The sequence below is a fragment of the Nonomuraea sp. NPDC002799 genome (genome assembly GCF_053592075.1).
Genome location: NZ_JBSFVA010000001.1, coordinates 48,114 through 70,603, shown reverse-complemented (window position 1 = coordinate 70,603; position 22,490 = coordinate 48,114). Strand labels below are relative to the sequence as shown.

The following is a 22,490-nucleotide window of genomic DNA, read 5'->3' as shown; positions in this document are numbered from 1 at the left end:
GCCGCGACGGCCGGAAGTCATGCACAGTTGAAGTGGACGTTTTTTGTCATTTCTTGTTATGTCGCCTATGTGTGGATATCCTACGATCTTCCGTAGGAGTTGACGGGAATGGCATGGCCTCAGCTGAGCCGAACCAGTGGATGTGTGCATGGAGTTTCGCGTCCTCGGCCCGCTGACGGTGGTCACGGGAAACCTGCATATCCCCTTAGGCGGGCCACGCCAGCGCACCGTTCTGGCGACCCTCCTGCTCAACGTGGGCAGAGTGGTCTCGACCGACCGGCTCAGCGCCGCGATCTGGGGCCAGAACCCGCCCGCGACCGCCCGCAACCAGGTGGCCATCTGCGTGTCGGGGCTGCGCCGTGAGTTCGCCGCCGCGGGAGTGGCCCACGACTCCATCGTCACCGCCTCCTCCGGCTACCTGCTGCGGCTCGCCGACGACGACACCTTCGACGTCAAGCAGGTCGAGGAGGCGCTGCGCCAGGCCCGCACGGCCCGGACCGCGGGAGCCCTGGAAAAGGCCTCGGAACAACTCTCCAACGCCCTGGCCGTGTGGCAGGGCGACCCGCTGACCGGGGTCGAGGGAGACCTGGTGCGCGCGGAGTCCGAGCGGCTCGGTGAGTGGCGCCTGGCCATCCTGGAGGAGTTCTTCGAGGTCGAGCTGGAACTGTCGCACGACCTCCAGATCGTCGGCGAGCTGCTCGCGCTGGTCGCCGAATACCCGCTGCGCGAGCGCCTGCGCGGCCTGTTCATGCTGGCCCAGAGCAGGGCAGGCCGCCGGGCCGAGGCCCTGGCCACCTATCAGGAGGGATACCGGCTCAGCATCGAGCGCCTGGGGCTCGAACCCGGCGCTGAGCTGGCCGACCTGCACGAGGCCATCCTCCGCGGGGAGACCCAGCAGCGGCAGGGCCGCCTCGTCGTGGAACGTGCCGCACCGGAGACCACACCTGCCGTGCCCGCCCAGCTGCCACCCGACGTGACCGGCTTCGTCGCCCGCGACGCCGAGATCGGCCGGCTCGACGCGCTCCTGGAGCGCAAGACCCAGGCGGCGCAGCCGTTCATCGCCGTCATCACCGGGATGGGCGGCGTCGGCAAGAGCGGCCTGGCCGTGCACTGGTCGCATCGCGTCGCCCCGCGTTTTCCCGACGGCCAGCTCTTCGTCGACCTCAACGGCTTCTCCGAGACGGGCCCGCCGGTCTCCCCCTTCGACGTGCTCGACACCCTCCTGCGCGCGCTCAACGTGACCCGTCAGCATCCCCTGGCCACGCTGGAGGAGCGGGCCGCCCTGCTCCGCAGCGTCCTGGCCGGGCGCCGGCTGCTGCTCGTGCTCGACAACGCGCGCGACTCCAGCCAGGTCCGGCCCCTGCTGCCCGGCGCGCCCGGCTGCGCCGTCATCGTGACCAGTCGCGACCAGCTCGCCGGGCTCATCACGCTGGAGGGCGCGACCCCGCTCCGGCTGGACGTGCTCCGGCCCGACCAGGGCGTGGACGTGCTCGCGTGCATCGCGGGCGAGCAGCGGGTGCACGCCGACCCGGAGGGGGCCAGGCAGCTCAGCGAGCTGTGCGGCGGTCTGGTCCTGGCGCTGCGCGTGGCCGCCGCCAGGCTGGCCGTACGGCCGTCGTGGACCAGCGCCGACCTGGTCGCCAGGCTCACCGACGAGAGCCGCAGGCTCGACGAGCTCAGCCGGGGCGAGGTGGACCTGCGCACCAAGTTCATCCTCAGCTACCGCGACCTGTTGCCCCAGGTGGCCATCATGTTCAGGCGGCTGGCCCTGCTGGACGTGGCCGAATTCGGCCCGTGGCTGGGCGCCGCCCTGCTGGAGGTGGATCCGGAGCGGGCCCAGGACCTGATCGAGCAGCTCGTCGACGCCCAGCTGCTGGAGCTGAGCCAGCCCTGGCCCGGTGGCCAGGCTCGCTACCGCTTCCACGATCTGCTGCGCCTGTACGCGCGCGAGCGCGCCCTGGCCGAGGAGAGCGAGCAGGAGCGCAACGCCGCCCTGGGCCGGGCCCTGGGCTGCTGGCTGGCGCTGGTCGAAGCCGCCCACGCCCGGCTGCTCGGCGGCGACTACGCCGTCCTGCACAGTACGGCGGAGCGCCGCCGGCTGCCCTCCGCCGTGATCGACCGGCTGATGCCCGACCCGATCGAGTGGTTCGAGGCCGAGCGCCCGCACCTGCTGGCGGCGATCGGCCAGGCCGCCGCGCTCGGCTTGAGCCAGCTCTCCTGGGACCTGGCGATGACCTCGGCGACGTTCTTCGAGTCACGCAGCTACTACGACGACTGGCGCTCGACGCATGAACTCGCGCTCGCCGCCGCCCGCCGCGACGGTAACGTGCGCGGCCAGGCCGCCATGACCTACGGCCTGGGCAGCCTGGAGCTGTTCCGCCAGCGCTACGACGAGGCCGAGAACCTCCTGCAGGAGGCGATGCTCATGTTCGCGGAGCAGGGCGAGGAGCACGGCCGCGCGCTGGCGCTGCGCAACCTGGCCCTGCTCGACCGCATCGCCGGCCGCTTCGACCTGGCGCTCGCGCGCTACGAGCAGGCCAGGGAGATGCTGCACGCCGCCGGCGACCGTGCCGCCGGGGCGCACGTCATGGCGAGCACCGCGCAGGTGCTCCTGGAGAGGGGCGCGTACGGCGAGGCCGAGCCGCTGCTGCGGACCGCGGTGAGCACCTTCGAGGAGATCGGCTACCAGCGGGGCCTGGCCCAGGCGCTGTACCGCTTCGGCGAGATGTTGCTGCGCACCCAGCGCATCGACGCCGCCCGCCAGACCCTGGAGAAGGCGCTGGAGACGGCGCGGCAACTGCGTGACGTGGTGGGGGAGTCGTACGTGCTGCGGGTGCTGGGCGAGACCTACGCGCAGCAGGGCCGTACCGATGCCGCCGAGAAGGCGCTGCTCACCTCCAGGCAGATCGCCCTGCGTGTCGGTGAGCAGTTCGTGGTGGGGGTCACCTCGCTCGCGCTGGGCAACCTCTACTTCGGAATAGGGAACGCGACACCGGCCAGGAACAACCTGATGCTCTCCTCGAAGGTCTTCGAGGAGCTGGGCGCGAGGATCTGGCACGCGCGGGCTTTGGAGGCACTGGCGGCGACGGAGGCCATGCTCCACAACGACCAGGGCGCCCACGAGCTGTGGGCTCGTGCGGCCGCCCTGCTCGCGGGGGTCGAGGACCGATGAGCGACGTCAGCGGCCGCCGCCGCCGCGGTTGAAAATCAAGATCGTGCCGGTCCAGTGGAAGTTGCCGGGGTCCTCGCCCGGACCCGGGTCGGCGGCGGCGGGCATGGCGAGCAGAACGGTGAGGAACGCGGCCGCGGTGGTGACGAGAGCGATGCGACGCTTCATCGGAGGTCCTTTCGTAGAAGAGTGAGAGGATCTGTCGCGCAGGTTCGCCTAGAACGTAATATCCCGGGGCGGCCGGGTCGAGGAGATCGGCCAGGCGGATGGTCCTGGCACGTCCGTGGTGCCGCCGGTGCCGAAGGCGGAGGTCGTCGCGCCGGCGATCTCGCCACCGTCCACGACCAGCTCCTGCCCGGTCAGGAACGCGGCGGCCGGTGAGGCCAGATAGTGAAAGGCCGCGCCGATCTCCGACGGCTGGGCGTGCCTGCCGAGCGGGATGGAGCGGTTGACCTCCTCCAGCATGGCCGGGGTGTACTCCGCCTCCTGCATGGGTGTCAGCACCGCTCCCGGGCTGACGCACGCCACCCTGATGTGCGGGCTGAGCTCCAGCGCGAAGGTGCGGCACAGGGCCAGGACGCCGGCCTTGGTGGCGTTGTAGTCGGCGTAGTGCGGATACCCCCGTGAGGCGTTGACGGAGGCGGTCGCCAGCAGCACGCCATGCCCCTGCCTGGTCATGTAACCGGCCGCGCAGCGCCACAGGCCCAGCACGCCCAGCAGGTTGACGTCCACGACCCGGCGGGCGGTGGCCTCGTCGAGGTTGAGCACGCCGTGCCGGACGCTGATGCCCGCGTTGGCGATCACCACGTCGAGCCGGCCGTACTCCGTCCAGACCGCGGCCACGGCCGCCTCTATCGCCGGCCAGTCGCTCACGTCCGCCTCGACCCAGGTGACACCCGGGCTCGGCGGGGCGATCGGCGGCTGCACGTCGAGGTTGACGACGATGTCGCCGGAGCGCGCGAAGTGCTCGGCGGTGGCGAACCCGATCCCGCTGGACGCGCCGGAGATGACCACAGTACGCACGGCATCGCCCCTCAGAAGATCACCCGTGGGCTGGTCGTCGCCCGGTTGCCGATGGACCTGCGCAGATTCCTGCTGACCGTCAGCTTCTTCAGCCACCGGTCGGTGCCGTCGTAGCGGGCACTGAACGGCCTGCGCCCGTGGACGGCCAGGTAGTTGTCGACGATCAGCAGGGTGCCCTGGCCGACGACCACGTCCTGCTGCTCCGCCTCCAGCCCCGCCACGAGCGCGTCGAGCGCGCTCTCGGCCTGGAGATCCCCGTCCGCGCAGGTCATGAACGGGCGGTCGAGGCGCAGATAGGGGCTGCCGGGCTCGCCGACGAGCACCGGGACGGCCTCGGGGTTGTCGCGCATCTCGCGCATCAGGGCCAGCGCGGGATGGCCGGGCTCATTGGCCTCCAGCTGCCGCAGATGCTCGTCGTCGGGCCGGATGTGGAAGCGCGGGCGCGCCAGCAGCCTGGCCTGCTCCTCCGTCAACTCCAGGTCGCGCACCGAGGCCACGATCGTCGGAACGTTCTCGTGGTTGCGCAGCCCGAACAGCAGCAGGTAGTCGCAGCGCAGCGGGTGGAAGCCGTCCTCGGTGTGGAACTCCAGCAGCGACTGGCTGCTGTGACCGTTCTGCTGCATCTCGTCGCCGCGGATCGGCACGATGTTCTGGATCATCCGCCCCGACTGCAGGGTGGACCAGGCGAACGGCTCGCCCAGCACCATCCCGCACAGGGCGAGATAGATCTCCGCGTCGCCCGCGGCGGCCGGCTCGGCGGGGGCCGACCAGTGGCCGGGCGTGGGGCCGACGGCCTCGTCGTCGATCGGGAAGCCGTGCACCAGGCACATCCCGGCCGGTTCCGTGCGGCGGAAGTCCTCCAGGAAACGGCGCAGCCCGACCGGCAATTCCTCGCGGATGTGCCGGCAGCGGTCGAAGAAGCCGGGGTCGGCCGGATCCTCGCCCAGCGCCCTGACCCGCTCGCCGAGGGCCGCGATCGCCTCCACCTCCTTGCCGTCGAGGAGGTATCCGATCGTGTCGGCGCTCATACCAGCGTGCTCCTGACACCGGCGGGCCTGATGTCGCTCCAGTTGCTCTCGACGTACTCCAGGCTCTCGGCGCGGGCGGCCGGGCCGAAGGCGACGGTCCAGCCGCTGGGCACCGGGATGGCCGACGGCCACAGCGAGTGCTGCTCCTCAGCGTTCACCAGGACCAGAAAGGAGCCGTTCTCGTCGTCGAACGGGTTGCTCATGTCAGCTCTCCGGGCTCAGATCGAACAGGATGCCGCGGGGAGGCGCGGCGAAGTCGCGCTCGCCGTTCACGACCCAGCCGGACTCGCGGAAGGCCTCGTGCCACTCCGAGCGGGTGGGGAGGTAGACCCCCATCGCCGCGTGGACGAGCTCGAACCCCAGGGTGAAGATCGTCGTGTCCGGTCCCGGCGGCTCCTCGCTGCGGACCACGTCGCACAGCAGCAGCCGCCGCGCGTTGGGGAAGGCGGTCCGCAGCTTACGCAGGCCCGCCACGCAGGAGGGCTTGGGCCAGAAGTCGTGGCCGAGGAAGACACAGGTGATGAGGTCGACGTCGGCGAACTCGGGCGCGGGCGACAGATCTCGCACGTCGCCGGTGACGACGCCGATCCGGCCGGCCAGACCGGCCCCCGCCACCGAGTCCCTGGCCAGGTCCACGGCCGCGGCCGCGATGTCGACGCCCACGCCGCGCACGCCGGGTCTGCGGGAGACCGCCCCGATCAGCCGCTGGCCGGAGCCGCAGCCGAGGTCGGCGATGACCGAGTAGTCCAGCTCGCCGAGCAGCTCGACGAAATGCGGCTCGACCTCGGTCTCGCCGATCAGCTTGGAGCCGACCGCCACCGCCCGCATGTCCCTGGTGTAGAAGTCGCCGGTGCGGTCCTCGGTCCGGCTCACGCCGGGCAGGACGGAGAACAGCTCGCCACAGCCGCGGACCAGCCAGTAGAAGTACCCGCGCGCGTCGTAGGCGTGCTCGAAGCGCGGCCCGGTGACGGCCTTGTCGTCGGCGACCTCGACGATCTCCGCCCAGGACAGTGTCACCAGCAGCTGGCGCACCAGCCGCGGATCGAGCCCGTCCGCGACGGCCGTCTCGATCGGGTAGCTGCCCTGCTGCCTGAGCGCGTCCAGGATGCCGAGCTCGGCGGCGGCCGAGATCGAGGCCGCGACGAGGTAGGACGAGAAGACGTCGGCGACCGGGCCGCGGGTGAAAGCCGTATGCATCGGGTACTCCATTTCGGTCGGCTCTTCGCTCGGCATCGTGCTCACGCCTGCTCCGCCCACAGCGCGTCGATGGTCTCGTGGGACACGACCGTCTCCAGGTCGGACTTGGACGCGTACCCCATGTTGATGATCGTCCGCACGCCCGCGGTGATCGGATAGACACGGTGCAGCGTGGTGTTGGTGCGCATCACGTAGAGGTCGCCCGGCTGCACCTCGAACGACCAGGTGGGATTGTCGAGCAGCGTGCGGTGGATGGCGGGATTGTCCTTGTTCCACGTGGTGCCGGCGACGCACTGGACGAACCCGCCGTGCTCCGGCGGCGGGCACTGCACCAGCCACACCAGCGCGAAGCTGTAGTCGTCCCAGTGCCAGCCGTGGGTGTCACCGCTCTGCTCCAGACGGGTGATCACGTACTGCTCCGGCTCGTACGGGCAGGTCAGGACGGGCTCGCCGACGATCTCGGCGAGCAGGCCGACCAGCGCCTCCGACTCGTACACGGCGGGAATGACGGCGCTGCGCGCGGCGATCTCCGATCGCGTCACGTTACGCATCCGGCGGGGCGTGTCGCCGGTTTCCTTGAATCTGAGGTCGCGCCGGACCCCGGATTCCTCGATGAGGGAGAGCACGTCGTCGGCCACGGCCTGCTTGACACTCGCGGGTGCCAGAAACGACGCCATCGCGAAGCCCCGCTCGGCGAACCCGCGCCGGGCGGCGGCCACCTCGCCGGATAGGTCGGCGTGGCGTACGTGCTGGTTCAGCTCCTGCACAATTCGGGCATTCACTGCGGGGATCCTTCGCTTCTCCTGAGGGGATCTGTCTCGGACCGTAGGGCCGCCGCGGGGGCTGGAGAAGCGACAGCCGCCGTTGTGGCGAGAAATCGCCATTCGGCCACTGTCCCTGCCGGGGCTGTACGAGGCTTCCTACGCTGAGGCCATGCTGACCGGGGTTCCCCTGTTCCTCCTGCACCTCGTCGTGATCCTGGCCCTGGCCGTTCTGCTGGGCCGCCTGGCCGTACGGCTCGGCCAGCCGGCGATCGTGGGCGAGCTGGCGGCCGGGGTCGTGCTCGGGCCCTCGGTGCTGGGACAGCTGGCGCCGGACTGGGCGCAGTGGCTGCCGCGGCCCGGCTCGGGGGCGCTCATCGACGCCGTCGCCCAGCTCGGAGTGCTGCTGCTCGTCGGCCTCACCGCCGCCGAACTCGACCTGGGCAGGCTGCGCGCGCAGGCGGGCACGCTGGTCCGGATCAGCTTCTGGGCCATGCTCCTGCCGCTGGCGCTGGGCGCGGCGGCCGGCCTCGTGGTACCGGCGGCCCTGCTGGGGCCGAACGCCGACCGGGGCACGTTCGCCGCCTACCTCGCCGTGGCGCTGGCCGTCACCGCCATCCCGGTCATCTCCCGCACCCTCAGCGACCTGGGACTGCTCGGCCATCGGGTCGGCCAGATCACCCTGGCCTCCGGCGCCTTGCAGGACGCCGTCGCCTGGATCCTGCTCGCGGTCGTCGGCGCCATGGCCACCGGCGGCGTGGACGCGGGCACGTTCGGGATGCCGATGGTGTGGCTGGCGGTCATGGTCACGGCCGCCCTGCTGCTGCGGCCGGTCGCCCGGCGCGTGCTGAGCACCGCCGACCAGGCGCCGGCCATGACCACGTCCACCGTCGTGATCCTCGCCGGCGCGCTCGCCGCCCACCTCGCCGGACTGGAGCCGGTCGTCGGCGCCTTCGTCGCCGGGCTGGTCGCCGGAGCCGCGGCCGGCGACGGCGCGCGGCACCTGACCACGCTGCGCACGACCGTCATCGCCGTCCTGGCCCCGGTCTTCCTGGCCTTCGCCGGGCTCCACCTGGACCTCGCGGCCCTGGCCGATCCGGTGGTCGCCCTGACCGCGGCGGGCCTGCTGATCCTGGCCGTGGCGGGCAAGCTGGCCGGCGGCTACCTCGGCGCCCGCACCAGCGGACTGCCCCGCTGGGAGTCCTTCGCCATCGGCGCCGGACTGAACTCGCGTGGCCTGATCGAGATCATCGTCGCCACCGTCGGGCTCAAGCTGGGCATCCTGACATCCGCCGCCTACTCGATCGTCGTCCTGATCGCGGTGGCCACCTCCCTGATGGCACCCCCGCTGCTGAGGGCGGCCTTCAGGCGGGAACCCCGACCAGCCCGGAACGGAGAGCCGCATGGCCGTGGCGAGAGTGAACGGGACCACCCTGACCTACACCGACCAGGGCACAGGTGACCCCGTCATCCTGGTGATGGGCACCGGCAGCCCCGGGCACGTCTGGCACCTGCACCAGGTGCCCGCGCTGGTGGCCGCCGGCTACCGCGTCATCACCTACGACAACCGCGGTCTGTCGCCGGACCCCGGCACCCGGCACGAGATCGGCGACCTGGCCGGTGACCTCGCCGCACTGGCCGAGACCCTGTGCGGGGGCCGCTGCCGCCTCGTCGGCGTGTCGATGGGCGCGCACGTCGTGCAGGAACTGCTGCTGGAGCGGCCGGAACTGGTCGAGCAGGCCGTCCTGATGGCCACCCGCGGGCGGCCCGACCATTTCCGCGCCAGGCTCGCCGCGGCCGAGGCCGAGCTGAACGCCGGCCCGGTCGAGGTGCCCGCCGCCTACGGTGCGGCGCTGCGGGCCGCGCTCAGCCTGTCGCCTCACACGCTCAACGACGAGAGCCGGGCCCGGCAGTGGCTGGACCTGTTCGAGCTCTTCCCGACGGCCAAGGCGGTGATGCGCGCCCAGAGCAGGCTGGAGATCATCGACGACCGGCTGATGGACTACCGCGCCATCCGCGGGCGCTGCCTGGTCGTGGCCTTCGAGGACGACCTCATCACTCCGCCGCACCTCGGACAGGAGGTCGCCACCGCCATCCCGGGCGCGAGGTACGCGCAGGTCGCCAAGTGCGGGCACTACGGGTATCTGGAGCAGCCGGACGAGGTCAACTCCCTGATCGTGGACTTCTTCGCCACCGCCTAGCCCTCAGAGCACGCTCGCCGCAACCGGCCCGCCCGCGACGGCGGCGCACGCCACCTTCGGCGAGCTCCGGCGTCAGCGCTGCTTGGCGGTGTGAATCTGAGCCGCCGACGGGGGCGTCACGCGCATCTTGTTCCCCCAGCCGGTGAAGCGGGACTCGATGGTGATCAGGTCGTCGTTCACCAGGCTCTCCGTCCAGTGCTCCGCCGCCGGGTGGGTGGTGAGGAGCCGCTGCGGCAGGTTGTCCGACCCCAGCGTGAGCTCGTACTCCACGGTGTCGCCTGCCTTGCCCTTGGACACCGCGGCGGCCCGGTACCAGGGGGACACCTGCCACAGCCGGGCCACGCTGATGCTGCCCTTGTAGATCCGGCCCTTCTTCTGAGCCGCCTTGATGAGGGCCTGCAGGGTCGCGGGCTCGGCCGGGTTCACCTGCTGGCTGTACATCCCGCTGAACCCGCCGGGAAGGGGTCTGTTGACCTTGAACCAGCGCTTGCCCTTGGGGAGGTCGCCGAGCAGCTTGGCGCCCCTGGTGTAGCTGACCTTGCCGATGGTGATCGTCCGCTCGTCGCCGAGCAGGAGGTCGAGACTCTTGAAGATGTCGCCCTCGTGCGGGGTGTACGTGGCGCTGATGTCGGAGGCGACGATGACACCCATGCCGCCCTTGACGGGCTTGCCGTACTGCAGGACGCCCGAACGCCGCAGGAAGGCCGTCTTCCCGGCCATCAGGTCCACGTAAGTCGTGACGTCGGTGAATTCCACCCCCTGGCCGGCGACCAGCCGGCTCTTGAGCGCCTTCACCGGGTCGGCGAAGGTGGCGGCCTGGGCCGGGGCGCCGGCGGTGATCAGGACGATGATGCCGGCGAGTCCGGCGAGTAAGCGCTTCAACGGATTCCTCCTCGTAGGGACGGGCCGAAGGAGACTCCCAGACCGTGATCACGATGAGGTGAACGGCCGGGCACGAGCCGGTCCCCGAGTGGAGGCGCTCGCGGACCGAACGTCCTGACGCGGGCCGGAGAAGAAGCCCGTCCTTCCGGGCCGTGCTCAGCTCACGGCGGCGCCGAACCAGCCGGCCGAGCAGTTCGCGGCCCTGCTCCGGGTATCCGTTTTGGCCACCAGGTCGAAGGTCGTCGCGGATGGTGACTGCGTTATCACTGTGACGTCAGGGGCTCTTCTCATCTTCGCGTGATTACTTAGCGTTTGCGATAGCAACTCATCGTAGTTGCACCTAGTGAGAGGGGTCTCCATGCACAGCACCCTGGCCAGGATCCTCGCGGCTGTCGCCGCCGTCGCGGCGTTCAGTGTTGTCACTCCGCCCGCCCACGCGGCGCCTTCGGCCTACTTCGTGATGACCGACCTCACCCGCGAGGAGTTCGTCATCCAGCTCACCGACGCCGACAAGATCCAGCACGCTCGCGACCTGCTCAGCGGCATCACCACGAACGAATCGCACGTCGTCGGACGCATCGCCAAGAGTCCGGCTCCCTACAACCCGCGCTGGAGCTACCACCTGCGATCCGACACGATCAGCTTCTTCGACTACGCGATCGAGGTCTGCGACGCGACGATCCCCTACGTCGAGGAGTACCTGGACGAGGCCGGCGGAGCGTTCCTGCCCGGTCTTGTCTGGTGCGACTGGTCTTCCAGGCTCGTACGCGAAATCAGGCCATAACCTCTGACGTCGTCTGCCATCGCGGCCCCCGGGCAACCGCCCGGGGGCCGCTCGCATACGCCGGCCATGCCGGGCCTGGACACATCGCATGTGAGCGGCACGATGGCGTCCCTGCCTTCTCTTTCTGCCGGGGTGAGGGGCCGGGCTGCGGCTAGCTGAGGGCCTTCTCCAGCTGGGCCTTGGTCATCTGCGAACGGCCCTTGATGTTGCGCCGCTTGGCCTCGGCGTACAACTGATCCCGTGTGCGCCCACCGCTGCCGGAGTGCGACCGCAGTCCGCCGCGCCGTCCTGAGGAGATGTCCTGCGTGGACGTACGGCTGGCGGTCTTCGACTCGCCGGCCCTGGCGCGCTCCTTGTTGACCGTACGGGCCGCGATCTCGGTCGCCCGCTTCTTGCCCACACCCCGCTGCTCGGCGCTGTCCTTGATGTGCTCGTACTGGCGTTCCCTCTTCGGACTCGATCCGCGAGGCATGCTCTTCCCCTCTCGGGAGGACCTGACGTGAACCACGGGCCCCTACCCACATGAAAAAGACGAAACGGTCGCCAAAGGAGCGGACGTCGCCATCGCCTGCCTGAGCGAGCATGCGGCCTGCCGGGCGCCTTTCTGAGCGTGGACGTCCGGGCCTTCGCTTCCCGCGCCGAGGTCAACCGGCGTACGAGTCCCAGCCCAGCTTGATCGCGACCGCAAGCCCGCAGGCGGCGGCGAGGTAGCGCAGGCTGTGGCCGGGCAGGCGGCGCGCGATCTTGGGCCCGACCCACCCGCCGAGCAGGAAGCCGGCCGCCAGCGGGGGTGCCGCGCTCCAGTCCACCGGCCCGAAGAGCGCGAAGCCGACCGCGGCCACCGCGTTGGCCAGGCCGGACAGCACGTTCTTCATCGCGTTCAGCTTGGCGGCCGGATGGTCGAACATGGCGCTCAGGAGGGCGAACAGCAGGATGCCGCCGGCCGCGCCGAAGTAGCCGGTGTAGCAGGTGACGACGAACAGCGCTATCCGCCCCAGCGTCCCGTGCTCGCCCCGCCCGCCGCCGGAGGGCGGGCGGACCAGCAGGAGCGAGGCCATCGCGATCAGCCAGGGCGCGATGAGCTCGAACGTCCTGGCCGGCGTCACCAGCAGCAGGAGCGCGCCGGTCCCGCCGCCCAGCGCGGCGATCGGGCCGAGCCGGAGCATCCGCCGGCCCTCCCCGGCCAGTTCGGGGCGGGACCCGGCGGCGGCGCCGACGCCGGTGAAGAGGAGGGCGACGGTGTTGGTGACGTTCGCGGTGAGCGGCGGCAGGCCGAAGGCGAGCAGGGCGGGGTAGGAGACGATCGAGGCGAGGCTCACCACCGTGCTCACCACGCCGGCCGCGAGGCCGACGCCGAGCAGGCCGAGGACGTTTCCGACGATCACCCGCGAGTCTTCCTGTAGGCGTCTTTGAGACAGATCTTCCCATCGCGGAAGCGCCACAGGTCGATGCCGTACTCGCAGTACGGCGACCCGTCATCGGCCACGAGGTGGTACGTCCAGGTGCACACGGCCCATTCGCCGTTCATGAGCGGCTCGCCCTGCTCGATGACCGCACCGGCGTCGTGCTCGAACATGGCGTGGAAGCCGGTCTGACCGCTGCCCCCGACCGCCTCCCGGTACGGCCCGGCCGCACGTTCCGGTACGGCCCGGCCGCGCGCGTGCCGGGGAGGCGGTCAGAGCTCGGCGAGGATTCCGGCGACCAGGGCCGCGCGCTCGGGCAGCGAGGACAGCACGATCCGCTCGTGCAGCGCGTGCGCGCCCGCCCCGAGGGGACCGAATCCGTCGAGTGTGGGCAGGCCCAGCGAGCCGGCCGTGTTCGTGTCGGCGGCCCCCGCGGCGGGTTCGGCGGTGATGTCCTGGCCCAGCCGCCGCCCTGCCGCACGTACGGCGGTGCTGAAGGGGTCGTCGGGGCCCTCGAACGCCCAGGTGGGCCTGCTCGACAGGATCTCCGTCCAGACCCGCGCCCCCTCGCGCACCGGCGCGAGGGCGGTCAGTTCGGCGAGCACCGCGCGTTCCACGGCGGCGTCGGCGAAGCGCAGTCCGATGTCGGCCGAGGCGTGCTCGGGCACCACGTTGGTCTTGCCGCCGCCCGACAGCGCGCCGACGTTGCACAGGACTCCTTGGGAATGCCGGCCGACGACCTCGCGCACCCTGACGAGCTGGTCGACCAGTTCGTCGATCGCCGAGATCCCCTTCTCGGGGTCGAGCGCGGCGTGCGCCGCGCGTCCGTGCACGCTCAGCCGCAGCCGGGTGCTGCCGCGCCGCCCGCGCTTGAGCGCGCCGCCGGGGTGCGGGGACTCGAAGCCGAGTGCGGCGAACGCGCCCTCCGCGCGTTCCCTGACCAGGGCGTTGGACGTGGGGGAGCCGATCTCCTCGTCGGCCACCACGACCACCCGTACCGGCCGGTGCCGGACACCGGCGCGCGCGGCCACTTCCAGGGCCGTCTCCATGACCACCAGGCCGCTTTTCATGTCGAAGACGCCGGGCCCGTGCGCGAGGGTCCCGTGCTCGGCCGACTCTGTCACCTGCCACGGCATCGGCCCTGCCAGATGGCCTTTCGGCCACACCGTGTCGTGGTGGCCGATGAACAGCAGCGGAGCCTCGTCCGCTCGTCCGGGGGAGCCGGGAAAGTCGGCCGTGACGTGGTCGCCGGTGGGCTCGGCGACCCGGCGGGCGACGCCGCCGAGCTCGGTGTAGCGGGCCACCAGCAGGTCGGCGAGCGCGTTGAGCGCCTCGGCGTCGCCGGTGGGGGTCTCGTGCTCCACGTACCGGCGCACCCGTTCCGCCATCTCCGCCGCGCGCGCCTGGGCTGCCTCACGAAGCCCGGTGGCCGGGGTGCCCGCCGTGCCGTCGCCGTGAGGGGATCCGACGCTGATCATCTGCTGTCCTCGGGGTTGGAGGGCGGGCGGTCCAGCGCGGGCCACCCCTGGATTGCCGAGCATGATACGTGACGTATATCCGTCGCCAAAGCCCGCTTATCACGGGGTTTCAGCGTCTATTTCATGATTATTCGCAGCTCAGCCAGCTATTGACAGCGTTGACGGTATCTTGATACCTACTCTAGATGCGACTTTAAGGTACAAATCCCCGCGCATCATCTCGTTCGCAGCAGGAGCACCCCGTCCTCATGACGTCAACCACCATGCCCGTGGTCAGAACCCTCACCACCCCGGACGAGCTCGGTCAGGCGACCACGCTCTACCGGGACGTGTTCGGCTACACCGACCTGCGCCAGGGCGCCAGCCCGCGACTGCTCACCGCCCTGCGCGACAACGGCGGCTCCGTCGTCGGCGCGCATGACGGCGACCGCGTCATCGCCTTCGCCTTCGGTTTCCAGGCCACGGACGGGACCAGCTCCTACCACTACTCCCAGGCGGCCGTGGTCCACCCCAGCCACCAAGGTCGCGGCCTGGGCCGGGCGCTCAAGTCGGCCCAGCGCGAGATCGCGCTGGGCTGGGGCGCCACCCGGATGCGCTGGACCTACGACCCCCTGATCGCGCGTAACGCGCACTTCAACCTCGACGTGCTGGGCGCGGTCGCACGCTGGTTCCACGGCGGCTTCTACGACGACAGCTCCGACCGCCTCCTCGTCGACTGGGATCTCAGCATCGCTCCGGGAGCCCGCACACCCGCCCAGGATCCCCCTGCGGACCTGGTCGACTGGGGCCGCCCGATCTCCGACGGCGACCGGATATGGCTGCCGATCCCGTCCGACTTCACCGCCCTTGCCAAGCGAGACCCGCTCCACGCGGAAGGGGTGCGCACCGATCTGGCAGCCGTCCTCGGACCGCTGATGGACGACGGGTGGGCCGCCGTGTCCTGCTTGCCGTACACCCCCCAGACCGCCCTTTACCGCTTGGAGCGTGCCCTGTGACGACAGGCGACCTCGAACTCGCCCACGCCGAAAACCGGAGGCTGAGCAGCCCCGGCGAGCGCTTCGGCGCTCGGTTGCAACGCCGCTCGTCGGCCGAGGCGTTACAGCAGAAGGTCATCGAGCAGGAGACCCGCAATCTCGCCGAGGCCCTGGCGCGGATCGCCGCCGACGGCTCCGCGACCCGGGCCGCCGCCACAGTGGTGGCCGCGCGGCGGCGCTTCGTCACCGGGTACGGCAAGTCGTTCGCCTACGCCTCGCTGCTGGCCACCGACCTGTCCGCCGGACTCTCCCATGTCACCCTCGTCGACGGCGCCGTGGTGCGGGCCCTCGACGTGCTCAGCGAGGTGAGCCAGACCGACGTGCTGGTCGCGGTGTCGCTGCGCAGGTACCGCCGCGAGACGGTCGTCGTCGCCCAGCATTTCGCCGAGGCCGGCGGCGCGGTGGTGGCCATCACCGACGACGAGCGGGCGCCACTGGCCGCCATCGCGGCCGAGACCCTCGTGGTACGGACCGACAGCGCCTCCTACGCCGACTCACCCACGGCGGTCGCCGCGGTCGTGCACCTGCTGACCACGCTGGCCACCGCCAGCTCGAAAGGCGCCCGGCGCAGGCTCGCGGAACGCGACCGGCTCAGCCACGCCCTCGGCAACTATCTGGAGGACTGAATTATCCGCATCGTCGAAGCGTCGCTGCATCTCGTCCGGCTGCCGCTGGTGCACGCGTTCCAGACCAGCTCCCACCGTAAGACCCATCTGGACCACATCCTGGTACGGCTGGTGGACGAGTCGGGAGCCGAGGGCTGGGGCGAGATCGCCTCTCCGTCCGACCCCTTCTACTGCCCGGAGACCACCGAGACCTGCTGGCACATCGCCGAGCGCTACCTGCTGCCCTCCGTCGTCGGCGCCGTCTGGGAGCACCCGGCGGAGTTGCCCCGGCTGTGGCGCAAGGTCCGCGGCAACCGCTTCGCGATCGCGGGCGTCGACGCCGCCGGCTGGGCCCTGTGGTCGGAGATGCGCGGCATCTCGCTGGCCAAGGCGCTGGGCGGGACCCGCAGCGAGGTCGTGGCGGGGGTGTCGCTGGGGATCGAACCCACCTACGACGCACTCCTCGACCAGGTACGCCGCCAGGTCGACGCCGGATACCCGAGGGTCAAGCTGAAGATCGCCCCCGGCTGGGACACCGAGCCGGTACGGCTGGTCCGCGAGGCCTTCCCCGATCTGGCGGTCCACGTCGACGCCAACGGCGCCTACGGTGAGACGGCGGAGGAACTCGCCGTGCTCCGCGGCCTGGACGACTTCGGGCTGCTGATGATCGAGCAGCCGTTCGCGCCACGCAACCTGGTCGCCCACGCCGCCTTGCAGCGCAGCGTGCGGACGCCGGTGTGCCTCGACGAGTCCGTCGACACCATCGACGATCTGCGCACGGCGCTCGCGCTGGGAGCCGGCCGGGTGCTCAACATCAAGGTGTCGCGGATGGGCGGGCTCACCGCCGCCGTGGCGGCCCACGACCTCGCCCGGGAGCACGGCGTGGACGTGTGGTGCGGCGGCATGCACGAATTCGGCATCGGCCGCGCCGTCAACGTGGCCCTCTCCAGCCTCCCCGGATTCACCCTGCCCTCCGACGTGTCGGCCTCGGCCAAGTATTACGCCCGCGACGTCATCCAGCCGGAGGTCGTCGCCGACCAAGGCGTCGTCCGGGTACCGGACGGGCCAGGACTGGGTCACACCGTCGACGTCGCCTTCATCGGCGAGAACCGGCTGAAGGAAACCACGATCATTGCCTCCGGCTGAGTCCTCCCCGTCGCGGCTTCCCGCCCGCAACGGGCCCTGCCACGGCGGGATCAGTTGCCCGAAACCCCCGCAGAGAGAAAGTACATGAGCGCCTCCCCCGGCACCTCCCCCAAGAACGACACCAACGCCTATGACGTCGAAACCTCCCCCAAGCGTCGCAGGCTGACCAACATCATCGCCCTGATCGGCCTGGTCGCCTCGGTCGGCGCCGGTTTCCTCGTCAACGGCCCGACCCTCTGGGGCCTGCTGCCGATCGCGCTGTACGCACTGCTGTCCCTGCTCGGCATGGACATCGTGATCGCCACGGTCATCGCCCTGCTGTCAGGGGTGCTGGTCGCCCAGATGCCGCCGATCGAGATCGGCGCGCTGCTCGGAGACTCCCTGGCCGACCAGGTGACGATGATCGGACTGGTCATCATGCTGGGGTCCGGCGTCGGCGAGATCCTGAAGAGCACCGGCGTGGCCGGGACCATCGTGCGCGGGGTCATGCGCGTCGTGGGCGAGAAGAGCCGCTCCGCCGTGATCCTGGGCGTCATGGTGGCCTCGTTGCTGCTGGTGGCCAGCCTGGGCACGCTGGCCGGGGCGCTCGCCATCGCGGCTCCCATCCTGCTGCCGATCACCGCCAGGATGGGCTTCACCCGGTCGGCGACCGCGTCGATGATGTTCATCGGCGGCTGCGCCGGGCTGACCATCGCGCCCTTCGCCGGGTCCAACGTGGCCATCATGGACGCGGCCGGGATCGGCTACCTCGGTTACCTGGGCTACGGAGCCGGACCGCTCGCGGTGCTCTCGCTGATCATGGGACTCATCGTGGTCCCGTGGATGCAGCGCAGGACCGAGCGCACTGACGACTTCTACAGCGAGGCCGAGGTCGGCGCGGCGGCCGACGCCGACGTGCCGACCGCGGGCGCGGGCCGGGCCACGGCCGCCTTCCTGATCGTGCTGCTCGCCAGCGTCGTCTACGCGACGGTCACCAAGGCGGGGACGGCGTTCCCGCTGCTCGCCCTGCCGGTGCTGGGAGTCGTCACGGGCCTGGCGAGCGGCCGCGGCCCCAAGGAGATCATCGAGCTTCTCTACCGGGGCGCATCCCGGCTGATCAGCATCTTCCTGCTCTTCTGGCTGCTGGCGGCGCTGTTCATCACGATCGACAAGCTTGCGCCCTTCCAGGTGATCCTGGACATGTACGGCAAGAGCCTGGCGGGCAGTTCCCCCTTCGTGTTCACGATCCTCATCGCGCTGCTCGGCTGGGTCGGCGTGCCGGGGGCGACGGCGGCCCAGGTGGTGCTGCTCGACAAGGTCTTCGGCGACCTGGCCGCCACCATCGGCGTCGGCGTCGGCGCGTGGACGATCGTGTTGCTGTTCGCCTCCAAGGCCGACACCTACGGGCCCTTCCCCAACGCCAACATGGTCGGCGCGATGGGCCTGGCCCGCTCCTCGAACCTGCGGAACATGATGATCACAGGTTGGGCGTTGCTGGTTCCGTCCTGCCTGATGTACGCGGTCATCCTGTTCTTCCTGTCCCCCTGAGACCGGGGTACGGCCCGCTGAAGCACCGCATTCCCGTTGGAGCACTTGGAGGACGAGCACAGTGACGGAGCACGACACCGTTGTCCGTGGCGGCACCCTGATCGACGGCACCGGCGCCCCCGGCTACCGGGCGGATCTCGGCCTCGACGGCGGGCGGATCACCCGGATCGCCCGCCCCGCCGACGGGGACCCGCCAAGGGGTCGCACCACCATCGACGCGTCAGGTCTGGCGGTCACGCCGGGCTTCATCGACCTGCACTCGCATGCCGACTTCAGCGTCGAAGGCCGGCCCCAGGCCACCACCCAGCTCTACCAGGGAGTGACGACCCTGGTGACGGGGAACTGCGGGTGGTCGCCGTTCCCGCAGGATCCGGCGGGCCTGCTGCGCGAATGGAGCGACTTCCTCGCTCCCGAGACCGGGTGGGACTTCACCGATACCGGGGGATTCGCGGCCACGGTGTCCGGCACGCGGCCCGCTGTCAACCTGGCGTTGCAGGTCGGGCACGCGGCCCTGCGGATCGCCGTCATGGAGGGAGCCGAACGGCCCCCCGAGCCCGCCGAGCTCGACGCGATGCGCACGCTGCTGCGCGAGGCGGCGGCCCAGGGCGTCTACGGCTTCTCCACCGGCCTGATCTACGCCCCGGGTTCCTTCGCCACCGAGGAGGAGGTACGCGCGCTGGTCGCCGAAGCGGCGGCGGCGGGCCTGCTGTACTCGACGCACATGCGCAACGAGTCGGGGGCGCTGCTGCCCGCCGTACGCGAGGCGCTGGGCGCGGCGGAGGCGGCGGGCGGCCGGCTGGAGATCTCCCACCTCAAGGCGATGGGACCGGAGAACCACGGTTCCGTCGCCACCGCGCTCGCCGAACTGGACCGGGCACGGGAGCGCGGGGTGGACGCCGCCGCCGACGTGTACCCGTACACCGCCTCCAGCACCACCCTGACCTCGCGGCTCCCCCTGTGGAGCATGGACGGCGGCCCTCCCGCGCTGCTGCACCGGCTGGCCGACCCCGCCGATCGCGAACGGGTGGCCGAGGGCCTGCGATCCCGCTTCGGCCGCGACGTCGACCCCGAGGGCGTCATCCTCGCCGAGCTGGCGGACGGGCCCTACAGCGGCGCCGTCGGCGACAGCATCGCCGAGATCGGGCGGCGTGAGGGCACCGATCCGGCGGAGGCCGCGCTGCGGGTCCTCGCGGCACACCGGGCCTCAGTGAAGATCGTCAACCACGCGATGAGCGAGGAGGACGTCATCACGGTGCTGCGCCATCCGATGGTGTCGGTCGCCAGCGACGGCTGGGTGCTGCGGCCGGAAGGCGCGGGGCTGCCGCACCCGCGCAGCTTCGGCACCTACCCGCGGGTGCTGGGACGGTACGTTCGCGAACTAGGCGTGCTCGATCTGCCCGAGGCCGTACGCAAGATGACCGGGCTGCCGGCCCAGCGGCTGGGCCTGACCGACCGCGGCCGCCTCGCCGAGGGAGCGGTGGCCGACATCGCCGTCTTCGATCCCGAGACCGTCGCCGACCGTTCGACGTACACGGATCCCTGGCAGCTGTCCACCGGCTTCGCCGCCGTCCTGGTGGCAGGCGTCGCCGCACTCGCCGACGGCGCGCCCACCGGCGCGCGGCCGGGCACGGTGCTGCGCCGGCCTCGCCCCTGACCGGGGTCTCGTTGCCCCTGCTGCTCGAACTCGCGGCGTTCTTCATCACCAAGACATTCAGCGCACCTTGCGTAGCCTGCAGGCGAAGCACTTGTACGCCTGCTGTCCAGAAAGGTTGTCGTAGAACCGGTCGTCCACGAGCGTGTTGGCCGCCTCGTATCGGGGATCGCCGAAGGTGTCGCCCACCTTCTGCGCAGGCCCGAACGTGTTGGGCAGGAAGATCGTGTCCGGCCGGATGCCGGGCTCGATGAGAGCCGTGCCGGTCACCGCGCCGCGCGGGCTCTCGACCAGCACCGGGTCACCGTTGGCGATTCCGTACCGGTCGGCGGTGCTGGGGTGGATCTGGACGAGGCGAATGCCGTTGAGTTGCTCGCCGGTATGGGTCCAGTGCGTTACTCCGGCGAAATGCACGACACTCGGACGCCCGGTCATGCCCATCAGCGGATATTGCCGGTGCACCGTCCCGTCGGCGGGAGTGCCGAGCTGTACCGGATGGGTGAGCGCCTGAGGGTTGACGGGATTGGCGATGAAGGCGGCGCCGTAGGTGAGCGTCGGGTTCGCTCCCGTCACTTCCGGGTGGGTGAAGAAGATGGGAAGCGCGTGGTGGCCGCTGGGGGCGAGCCTGCTCTCCAGATCAGCCGTGAAGATCTCCACCTTGCCGCTGGAGGTGAGGAAGCGCTTGCCGGCATTGCCGGGGCCGAGCGAGCGAGCGGCCTGGTACCAGGACGGATGGTCGAGGTAGAGAGTGCTCACGCCCGGATGGTCGGTGGAGGGACACGGCCAGCGCAGCGGCTCGGTCCGGGCGCGCATGCGTTCCCTCGTCATGCCTGCCGCGCCCGGTGTGTTGGCGACGAAGGTGGCCCACAACTTCTTGTAGTCGGTCCAGTCGAGGGGGAGGGCCTCCGTCCAGTAGGACGGCGGGTGACGCCGGTCGTTGCGGGCGAGTGCGTGAGCCAGCCCGACGAAGATCTCGGTGTCGGAGCGCGACTCGCCTACCCGCGGGACGGCGGCATCCTGCCAACGGATGGCGCGGTCGTCACGGCGCATGTAGACGCCCTCGAACTCCAGGCCGCTGCACACGGGCAGGATGACGTCGGCGTAGTAGGCGGCCTCCTCCATGAACAGGCCGGTGTAGACGTAGAAGGGCAGCATCTCGAAGGCTCGGCGGACCTTGGCCGTGTTGGCCGAGCTGATCAGGGGATTACCTTCGGTCATCACCGCCCTGAGCCGGTACGGGCTTCCGCTGATGATGGCCTCCGCGAACGCGTCGGGTCCGACGGGGAGAGCCGGCCCTGGGTCGGAAACCTCGGTCTTGAGCGGGGGCAGCCCGAGTCCGCCGGGCCAGGTGTTATGCATGAAGTTGCACCCGCCACCGGGCACGCCGACGTTGCCGGTGATCGCGGCCAGCATCGCGATGGCCCGGTAGGTGTCGAAGGCGCCGAGCTGGTGCGAGATGCCGGCGTTGCAGAAGATCGCCGCCGGTTTCGTCGTGGCGTACTCCCTGGCGATCCTGCGGATCGTGGCGGCCGGAACGCCGGTCACTCCGGCGGCCCATTCCGGTGTGTAGCCCTTGGCGGCCATGTGCTCGCGGAGCTCGTCGAAGCCGGCCACCCATCGGTCGACGAAGGCGCGGTCGTAGAGCCCTTTGCCGATGACCTCGTGCAACATGCCCAGAATCAGGGCGAAGTCGGTGTGCGGTTTAGGGGCGAGCCAGTCGTCGGCGAGTGCTCCCGTGGGCGTCCGCCGTGGATCCACCACGACCAGCCGAGCCCGGGTGCGCTGCCGGGCACGCAGCAGGTAGGCAAAGGTGACGGGATGCGTCTCCGCCTGGTTGGTGCCGAGCATCAGCAGATAGCGCGCGGCCCCGAGGTCCTCCTTGCCGGTGGCGGGGTCGACGCCGTACCCGTTGGTGAAGTTGCCCAGCCCGAACGTGACCGCCAGCGCGTTGCCGCCCGCATCGTTGCACACGGGGCCGACATCGGTGTCATTCGGGCTGCCCAACAGGCTGAACAGCCGGTGCGCGAGTGCGCCGGCTCCGCGCGGCATGCGTCCCGTGGTGCGGTTGGCGATCGCCCGTGCTTCGCCTTGGTCCCGTAGCGCCAGGAAACGCGTGGCGATGAGGTCGAGTGCCGCGTCCCAAGTCATCGGCTCGAAGCGGGAGTCGGGGTCACCCTTCGCCCCGCCGACGCGGCGCAGCGGAGTGGTGAGCCGCAGCGGGTTGTAGGTCAACTGCGACATCATCGGTGCTTTGACGCACAAGTTGCCGTCCTGGACGGGGTCCGACCGCTCACCGCGTACGTCGATGACCCGGCCGGCCTTCATCCGGATCTCGAGCCGGCAGTCGCAGTTGCAGAACTGGCAGGCGCCCGCCACGGTTTTGTCCGGTTGCAGGGCGGCGGAGCCGTCGACGAAATCGGGCATCGAGGCGTCCTGAGCCGTGAGAGGCGTGGCCTGCGCGGCGTATGGCACGAGTGTCGGCAGCGAGCCCACGACCGCTCCCGTGCCGCCCAGGACGGCGCCCTGCAAGATCGACCGACGTGAGAAGGGGGAGGGGCGTGGTTCGTTCATGGAACGTCCTTGCGACGGGGAGGGAAGCGG

Annotated in this window: 21 protein-coding genes; 9 read left to right on the top strand and 12 right to left on the bottom strand. The window is 70.7% G+C overall.

Annotated elements, in window-relative coordinates:
• The first annotated feature begins 148 nt into the window (after window positions 1-148).
• On the top strand, window positions 149-3,172 hold the full coding sequence (locus ACWD0F_RS00340) for an AfsR/SARP family transcriptional regulator (protein WP_449871245.1): 3,024 nt from the start codon (window positions 149-151) through the stop codon (window positions 3,170-3,172).
• A gap of 6 nt (window positions 3,173-3,178) precedes the next feature.
• Here the strand turns inward: ACWD0F_RS00340 and ACWD0F_RS00335 are convergent, their stop codons facing one another.
• The 6 genes from ACWD0F_RS00335 to ACWD0F_RS00310 are packed head-to-tail and all read right to left on the bottom strand — an operon-like array spanning window position 3,179 to window position 7,199.
• A complete protein-coding gene (locus ACWD0F_RS00335; protein WP_449871244.1) occupies window positions 3,179-3,337 on the bottom strand; it encodes a hypothetical protein in 159 nt (52 codons plus the stop codon).
• A gap of 48 nt (window positions 3,338-3,385) precedes the next feature.
• Window positions 3,386-4,192: an SDR family NAD(P)-dependent oxidoreductase gene (locus ACWD0F_RS00330; protein ID WP_449871242.1), complete on the bottom strand. Its 807-nt coding sequence runs from the start codon at window positions 4,190-4,192 to the stop codon at window positions 3,386-3,388.
• 11 nt (window positions 4,193-4,203) lie between these two features.
• A complete protein-coding gene (gntD, locus tag ACWD0F_RS00325; protein WP_449871240.1) occupies window positions 4,204-5,220 on the bottom strand; it encodes a guanitoxin biosynthesis L-enduracididine beta-hydroxylase GntD in 1,017 nt (338 codons plus the stop codon).
• On the bottom strand, window positions 5,217-5,423 hold the full coding sequence (locus tag ACWD0F_RS00320) for an MbtH family protein (protein WP_449871238.1): 207 nt from the start codon (window positions 5,421-5,423) through the stop codon (window positions 5,217-5,219). Before ACWD0F_RS00320 ends, gntD begins: the two co-directional genes overlap by 4 nt.
• 1 nt (window position 5,424) lies before the next feature.
• On the bottom strand, window positions 5,425-6,417 hold the full coding sequence (locus tag ACWD0F_RS00315) for a methyltransferase domain-containing protein (protein ID WP_449871236.1): 993 nt from the start codon (window positions 6,415-6,417) through the stop codon (window positions 5,425-5,427).
• 41 nt (window positions 6,418-6,458) lie between these two features.
• Window positions 6,459-7,199 (bottom strand): HalD/BesD family halogenase, encoded by a 741-nt coding sequence (locus ACWD0F_RS00310; RefSeq protein WP_449871234.1) that lies wholly within the window; start codon window positions 7,197-7,199, stop codon window positions 6,459-6,461.
• Between the two features lie 151 nt (window positions 7,200-7,350).
• Here ACWD0F_RS00310 and ACWD0F_RS00305 point away from each other — a divergent pair, with 151 nt between their 5' ends.
• Both ACWD0F_RS00305 and ACWD0F_RS00300 read left to right on the top strand, forming a co-directional pair.
• A complete protein-coding gene (locus ACWD0F_RS00305; protein ID WP_449871232.1) occupies window positions 7,351-8,640 on the top strand; it encodes a cation:proton antiporter in 1,290 nt (429 codons plus the stop codon).
• Window positions 8,582-9,379, top strand: coding sequence for an alpha/beta fold hydrolase (locus ACWD0F_RS00300; protein ID WP_449871230.1), 798 nt, complete (start codon window positions 8,582-8,584; stop codon window positions 9,377-9,379). Before ACWD0F_RS00305 ends, ACWD0F_RS00300 begins: the two co-directional genes overlap by 59 nt.
• A gap of 72 nt (window positions 9,380-9,451) precedes the next feature.
• Here the strand turns inward: ACWD0F_RS00300 and ACWD0F_RS00295 are convergent, their stop codons facing one another.
• Complete coding sequence (locus ACWD0F_RS00295) at window positions 9,452-10,261, bottom strand: hypothetical protein (RefSeq protein ID WP_449871228.1); 810 nt, start codon at window positions 10,259-10,261, stop codon at window positions 9,452-9,454.
• 358 nt (window positions 10,262-10,619) lie between these two features.
• Between ACWD0F_RS00295 and ACWD0F_RS00290 the strand changes: the two genes are divergently transcribed.
• Window positions 10,620-11,045 (top strand): BP74-related protein, encoded by a 426-nt coding sequence (locus tag ACWD0F_RS00290; protein ID WP_449871226.1) that lies wholly within the window; start codon window positions 10,620-10,622, stop codon window positions 11,043-11,045.
• A 151-nt stretch (window positions 11,046-11,196) separates the two neighbouring features.
• On the opposite strand, the gene ACWD0F_RS00285 is transcribed toward ACWD0F_RS00290, so the two are convergent.
• The 4 genes from ACWD0F_RS00285 to ACWD0F_RS00270 form a co-directional block, all read right to left on the bottom strand.
• Window positions 11,197-11,517 (bottom strand): hypothetical protein, encoded by a 321-nt coding sequence (locus tag ACWD0F_RS00285; protein ID WP_449871224.1) that lies wholly within the window; start codon window positions 11,515-11,517, stop codon window positions 11,197-11,199.
• A 172-nt stretch (window positions 11,518-11,689) separates the two neighbouring features.
• The gene (locus ACWD0F_RS00280; protein WP_449871222.1) at window positions 11,690-12,430 is read right to left on the bottom strand and encodes a sulfite exporter TauE/SafE family protein; all 741 of its coding nucleotides are present in this window, start codon (window positions 12,428-12,430) and stop codon (window positions 11,690-11,692) included.
• Window positions 12,427-12,621, bottom strand: a complete 195-nt coding sequence (locus ACWD0F_RS00275; RefSeq protein ID WP_449871220.1) for a hypothetical protein — start codon at window positions 12,619-12,621, stop codon at window positions 12,427-12,429. Before ACWD0F_RS00275 ends, ACWD0F_RS00280 begins: the two co-directional genes overlap by 4 nt.
• Before the next feature lie 99 nt (window positions 12,622-12,720).
• Window positions 12,721-13,926 (bottom strand): M20/M25/M40 family metallo-hydrolase, encoded by a 1,206-nt coding sequence (locus ACWD0F_RS00270; RefSeq protein WP_449871219.1) that lies wholly within the window; start codon window positions 13,924-13,926, stop codon window positions 12,721-12,723.
• A 248-nt stretch (window positions 13,927-14,174) separates the two neighbouring features.
• On the opposite strand from ACWD0F_RS00270, the gene ACWD0F_RS00265 reads away from it, so the two are divergent.
• From ACWD0F_RS00265 to ACWD0F_RS00245, 5 genes are all read left to right on the top strand, one after another.
• Window positions 14,175-14,921 (top strand): GNAT family N-acetyltransferase, encoded by a 747-nt coding sequence (locus ACWD0F_RS00265; protein ID WP_449871217.1) that lies wholly within the window; start codon window positions 14,175-14,177, stop codon window positions 14,919-14,921.
• On the top strand, window positions 14,918-15,586 hold the full coding sequence (locus ACWD0F_RS00260) for a MurR/RpiR family transcriptional regulator (RefSeq protein ID WP_449871215.1): 669 nt from the start codon (window positions 14,918-14,920) through the stop codon (window positions 15,584-15,586). Before ACWD0F_RS00265 ends, ACWD0F_RS00260 begins: the two co-directional genes overlap by 4 nt.
• The gene (gene menC / locus ACWD0F_RS00255) at window positions 15,587-16,711 is read left to right on the top strand and encodes an o-succinylbenzoate synthase (protein ID WP_449872367.1); all 1,125 of its coding nucleotides are present in this window, start codon (window positions 15,587-15,589) and stop codon (window positions 16,709-16,711) included.
• An 84-nt stretch (window positions 16,712-16,795) separates the two neighbouring features.
• Window positions 16,796-18,238 carry a Na+/H+ antiporter NhaC family protein gene (locus ACWD0F_RS00250; protein ID WP_449871213.1) on the top strand — a complete coding sequence of 481 codons (1,443 nt, stop codon included), beginning with the start codon at window positions 16,796-16,798 and terminating at the stop codon, window positions 18,236-18,238.
• 61 nt (window positions 18,239-18,299) lie between these two features.
• On the top strand, window positions 18,300-19,892 hold the full coding sequence (locus tag ACWD0F_RS00245; protein ID WP_449871211.1) for an N-acyl-D-amino-acid deacylase family protein: 1,593 nt from the start codon (window positions 18,300-18,302) through the stop codon (window positions 19,890-19,892).
• Between the two features lie 57 nt (window positions 19,893-19,949).
• On the opposite strand, the gene ACWD0F_RS00240 is transcribed toward ACWD0F_RS00245, so the two are convergent.
• Window positions 19,950-22,460, bottom strand: coding sequence for a molybdopterin-containing oxidoreductase family protein (locus tag ACWD0F_RS00240; protein ID WP_449871210.1), 2,511 nt, complete (start codon window positions 22,458-22,460; stop codon window positions 19,950-19,952).
• Window positions 22,461-22,490 lie beyond the last annotated feature (30 nt).

Coding starts and splice junctions, on each gene's coding strand:
- ACWD0F_RS00285 (WP_449871224.1), bottom strand. CDS start 11,517: ATGCCTCGCGGATCGAGTCCGAAGAGGGAACGCCAGTACGAGCACATC.
- ACWD0F_RS00250 (WP_449871213.1), top strand. CDS start 16,796: ATGAGCGCCTCCCCCGGCACCTCCCCCAAGAACGACACCAACGCCTAT.
- ACWD0F_RS00290 (WP_449871226.1), top strand. CDS start 10,620: ATGCACAGCACCCTGGCCAGGATCCTCGCGGCTGTCGCCGCCGTCGCG.
- ACWD0F_RS00335 (WP_449871244.1), bottom strand. CDS start 3,337: ATGAAGCGTCGCATCGCTCTCGTCACCACCGCGGCCGCGTTCCTCACC.
- ACWD0F_RS00320 (WP_449871238.1), bottom strand. CDS start 5,423: ATGAGCAACCCGTTCGACGACGAGAACGGCTCCTTTCTGGTCCTGGTG.
- gntD (WP_449871240.1), bottom strand. CDS start 5,220: ATGAGCGCCGACACGATCGGATACCTCCTCGACGGCAAGGAGGTGGAG.
- ACWD0F_RS00265 (WP_449871217.1), top strand. CDS start 14,175: ATGACGTCAACCACCATGCCCGTGGTCAGAACCCTCACCACCCCGGAC.
- ACWD0F_RS00315 (WP_449871236.1), bottom strand. CDS start 6,417: ATGCATACGGCTTTCACCCGCGGCCCGGTCGCCGACGTCTTCTCGTCC.
- ACWD0F_RS00240 (WP_449871210.1), bottom strand. CDS start 22,460: ATGAACGAACCACGCCCCTCCCCCTTCTCACGTCGGTCGATCTTGCAG.
- ACWD0F_RS00275 (WP_449871220.1), bottom strand. CDS start 12,621: ATGTTCGAGCACGACGCCGGTGCGGTCATCGAGCAGGGCGAGCCGCTC.
- ACWD0F_RS00305 (WP_449871232.1), top strand. CDS start 7,351: ATGCTGACCGGGGTTCCCCTGTTCCTCCTGCACCTCGTCGTGATCCTG.
- ACWD0F_RS00300 (WP_449871230.1), top strand. CDS start 8,582: ATGGCCGTGGCGAGAGTGAACGGGACCACCCTGACCTACACCGACCAG.
- ACWD0F_RS00340 (WP_449871245.1), top strand. CDS start 149: ATGGAGTTTCGCGTCCTCGGCCCGCTGACGGTGGTCACGGGAAACCTG.
- ACWD0F_RS00270 (WP_449871219.1), bottom strand. CDS start 13,926: ATGATCAGCGTCGGATCCCCTCACGGCGACGGCACGGCGGGCACCCCG.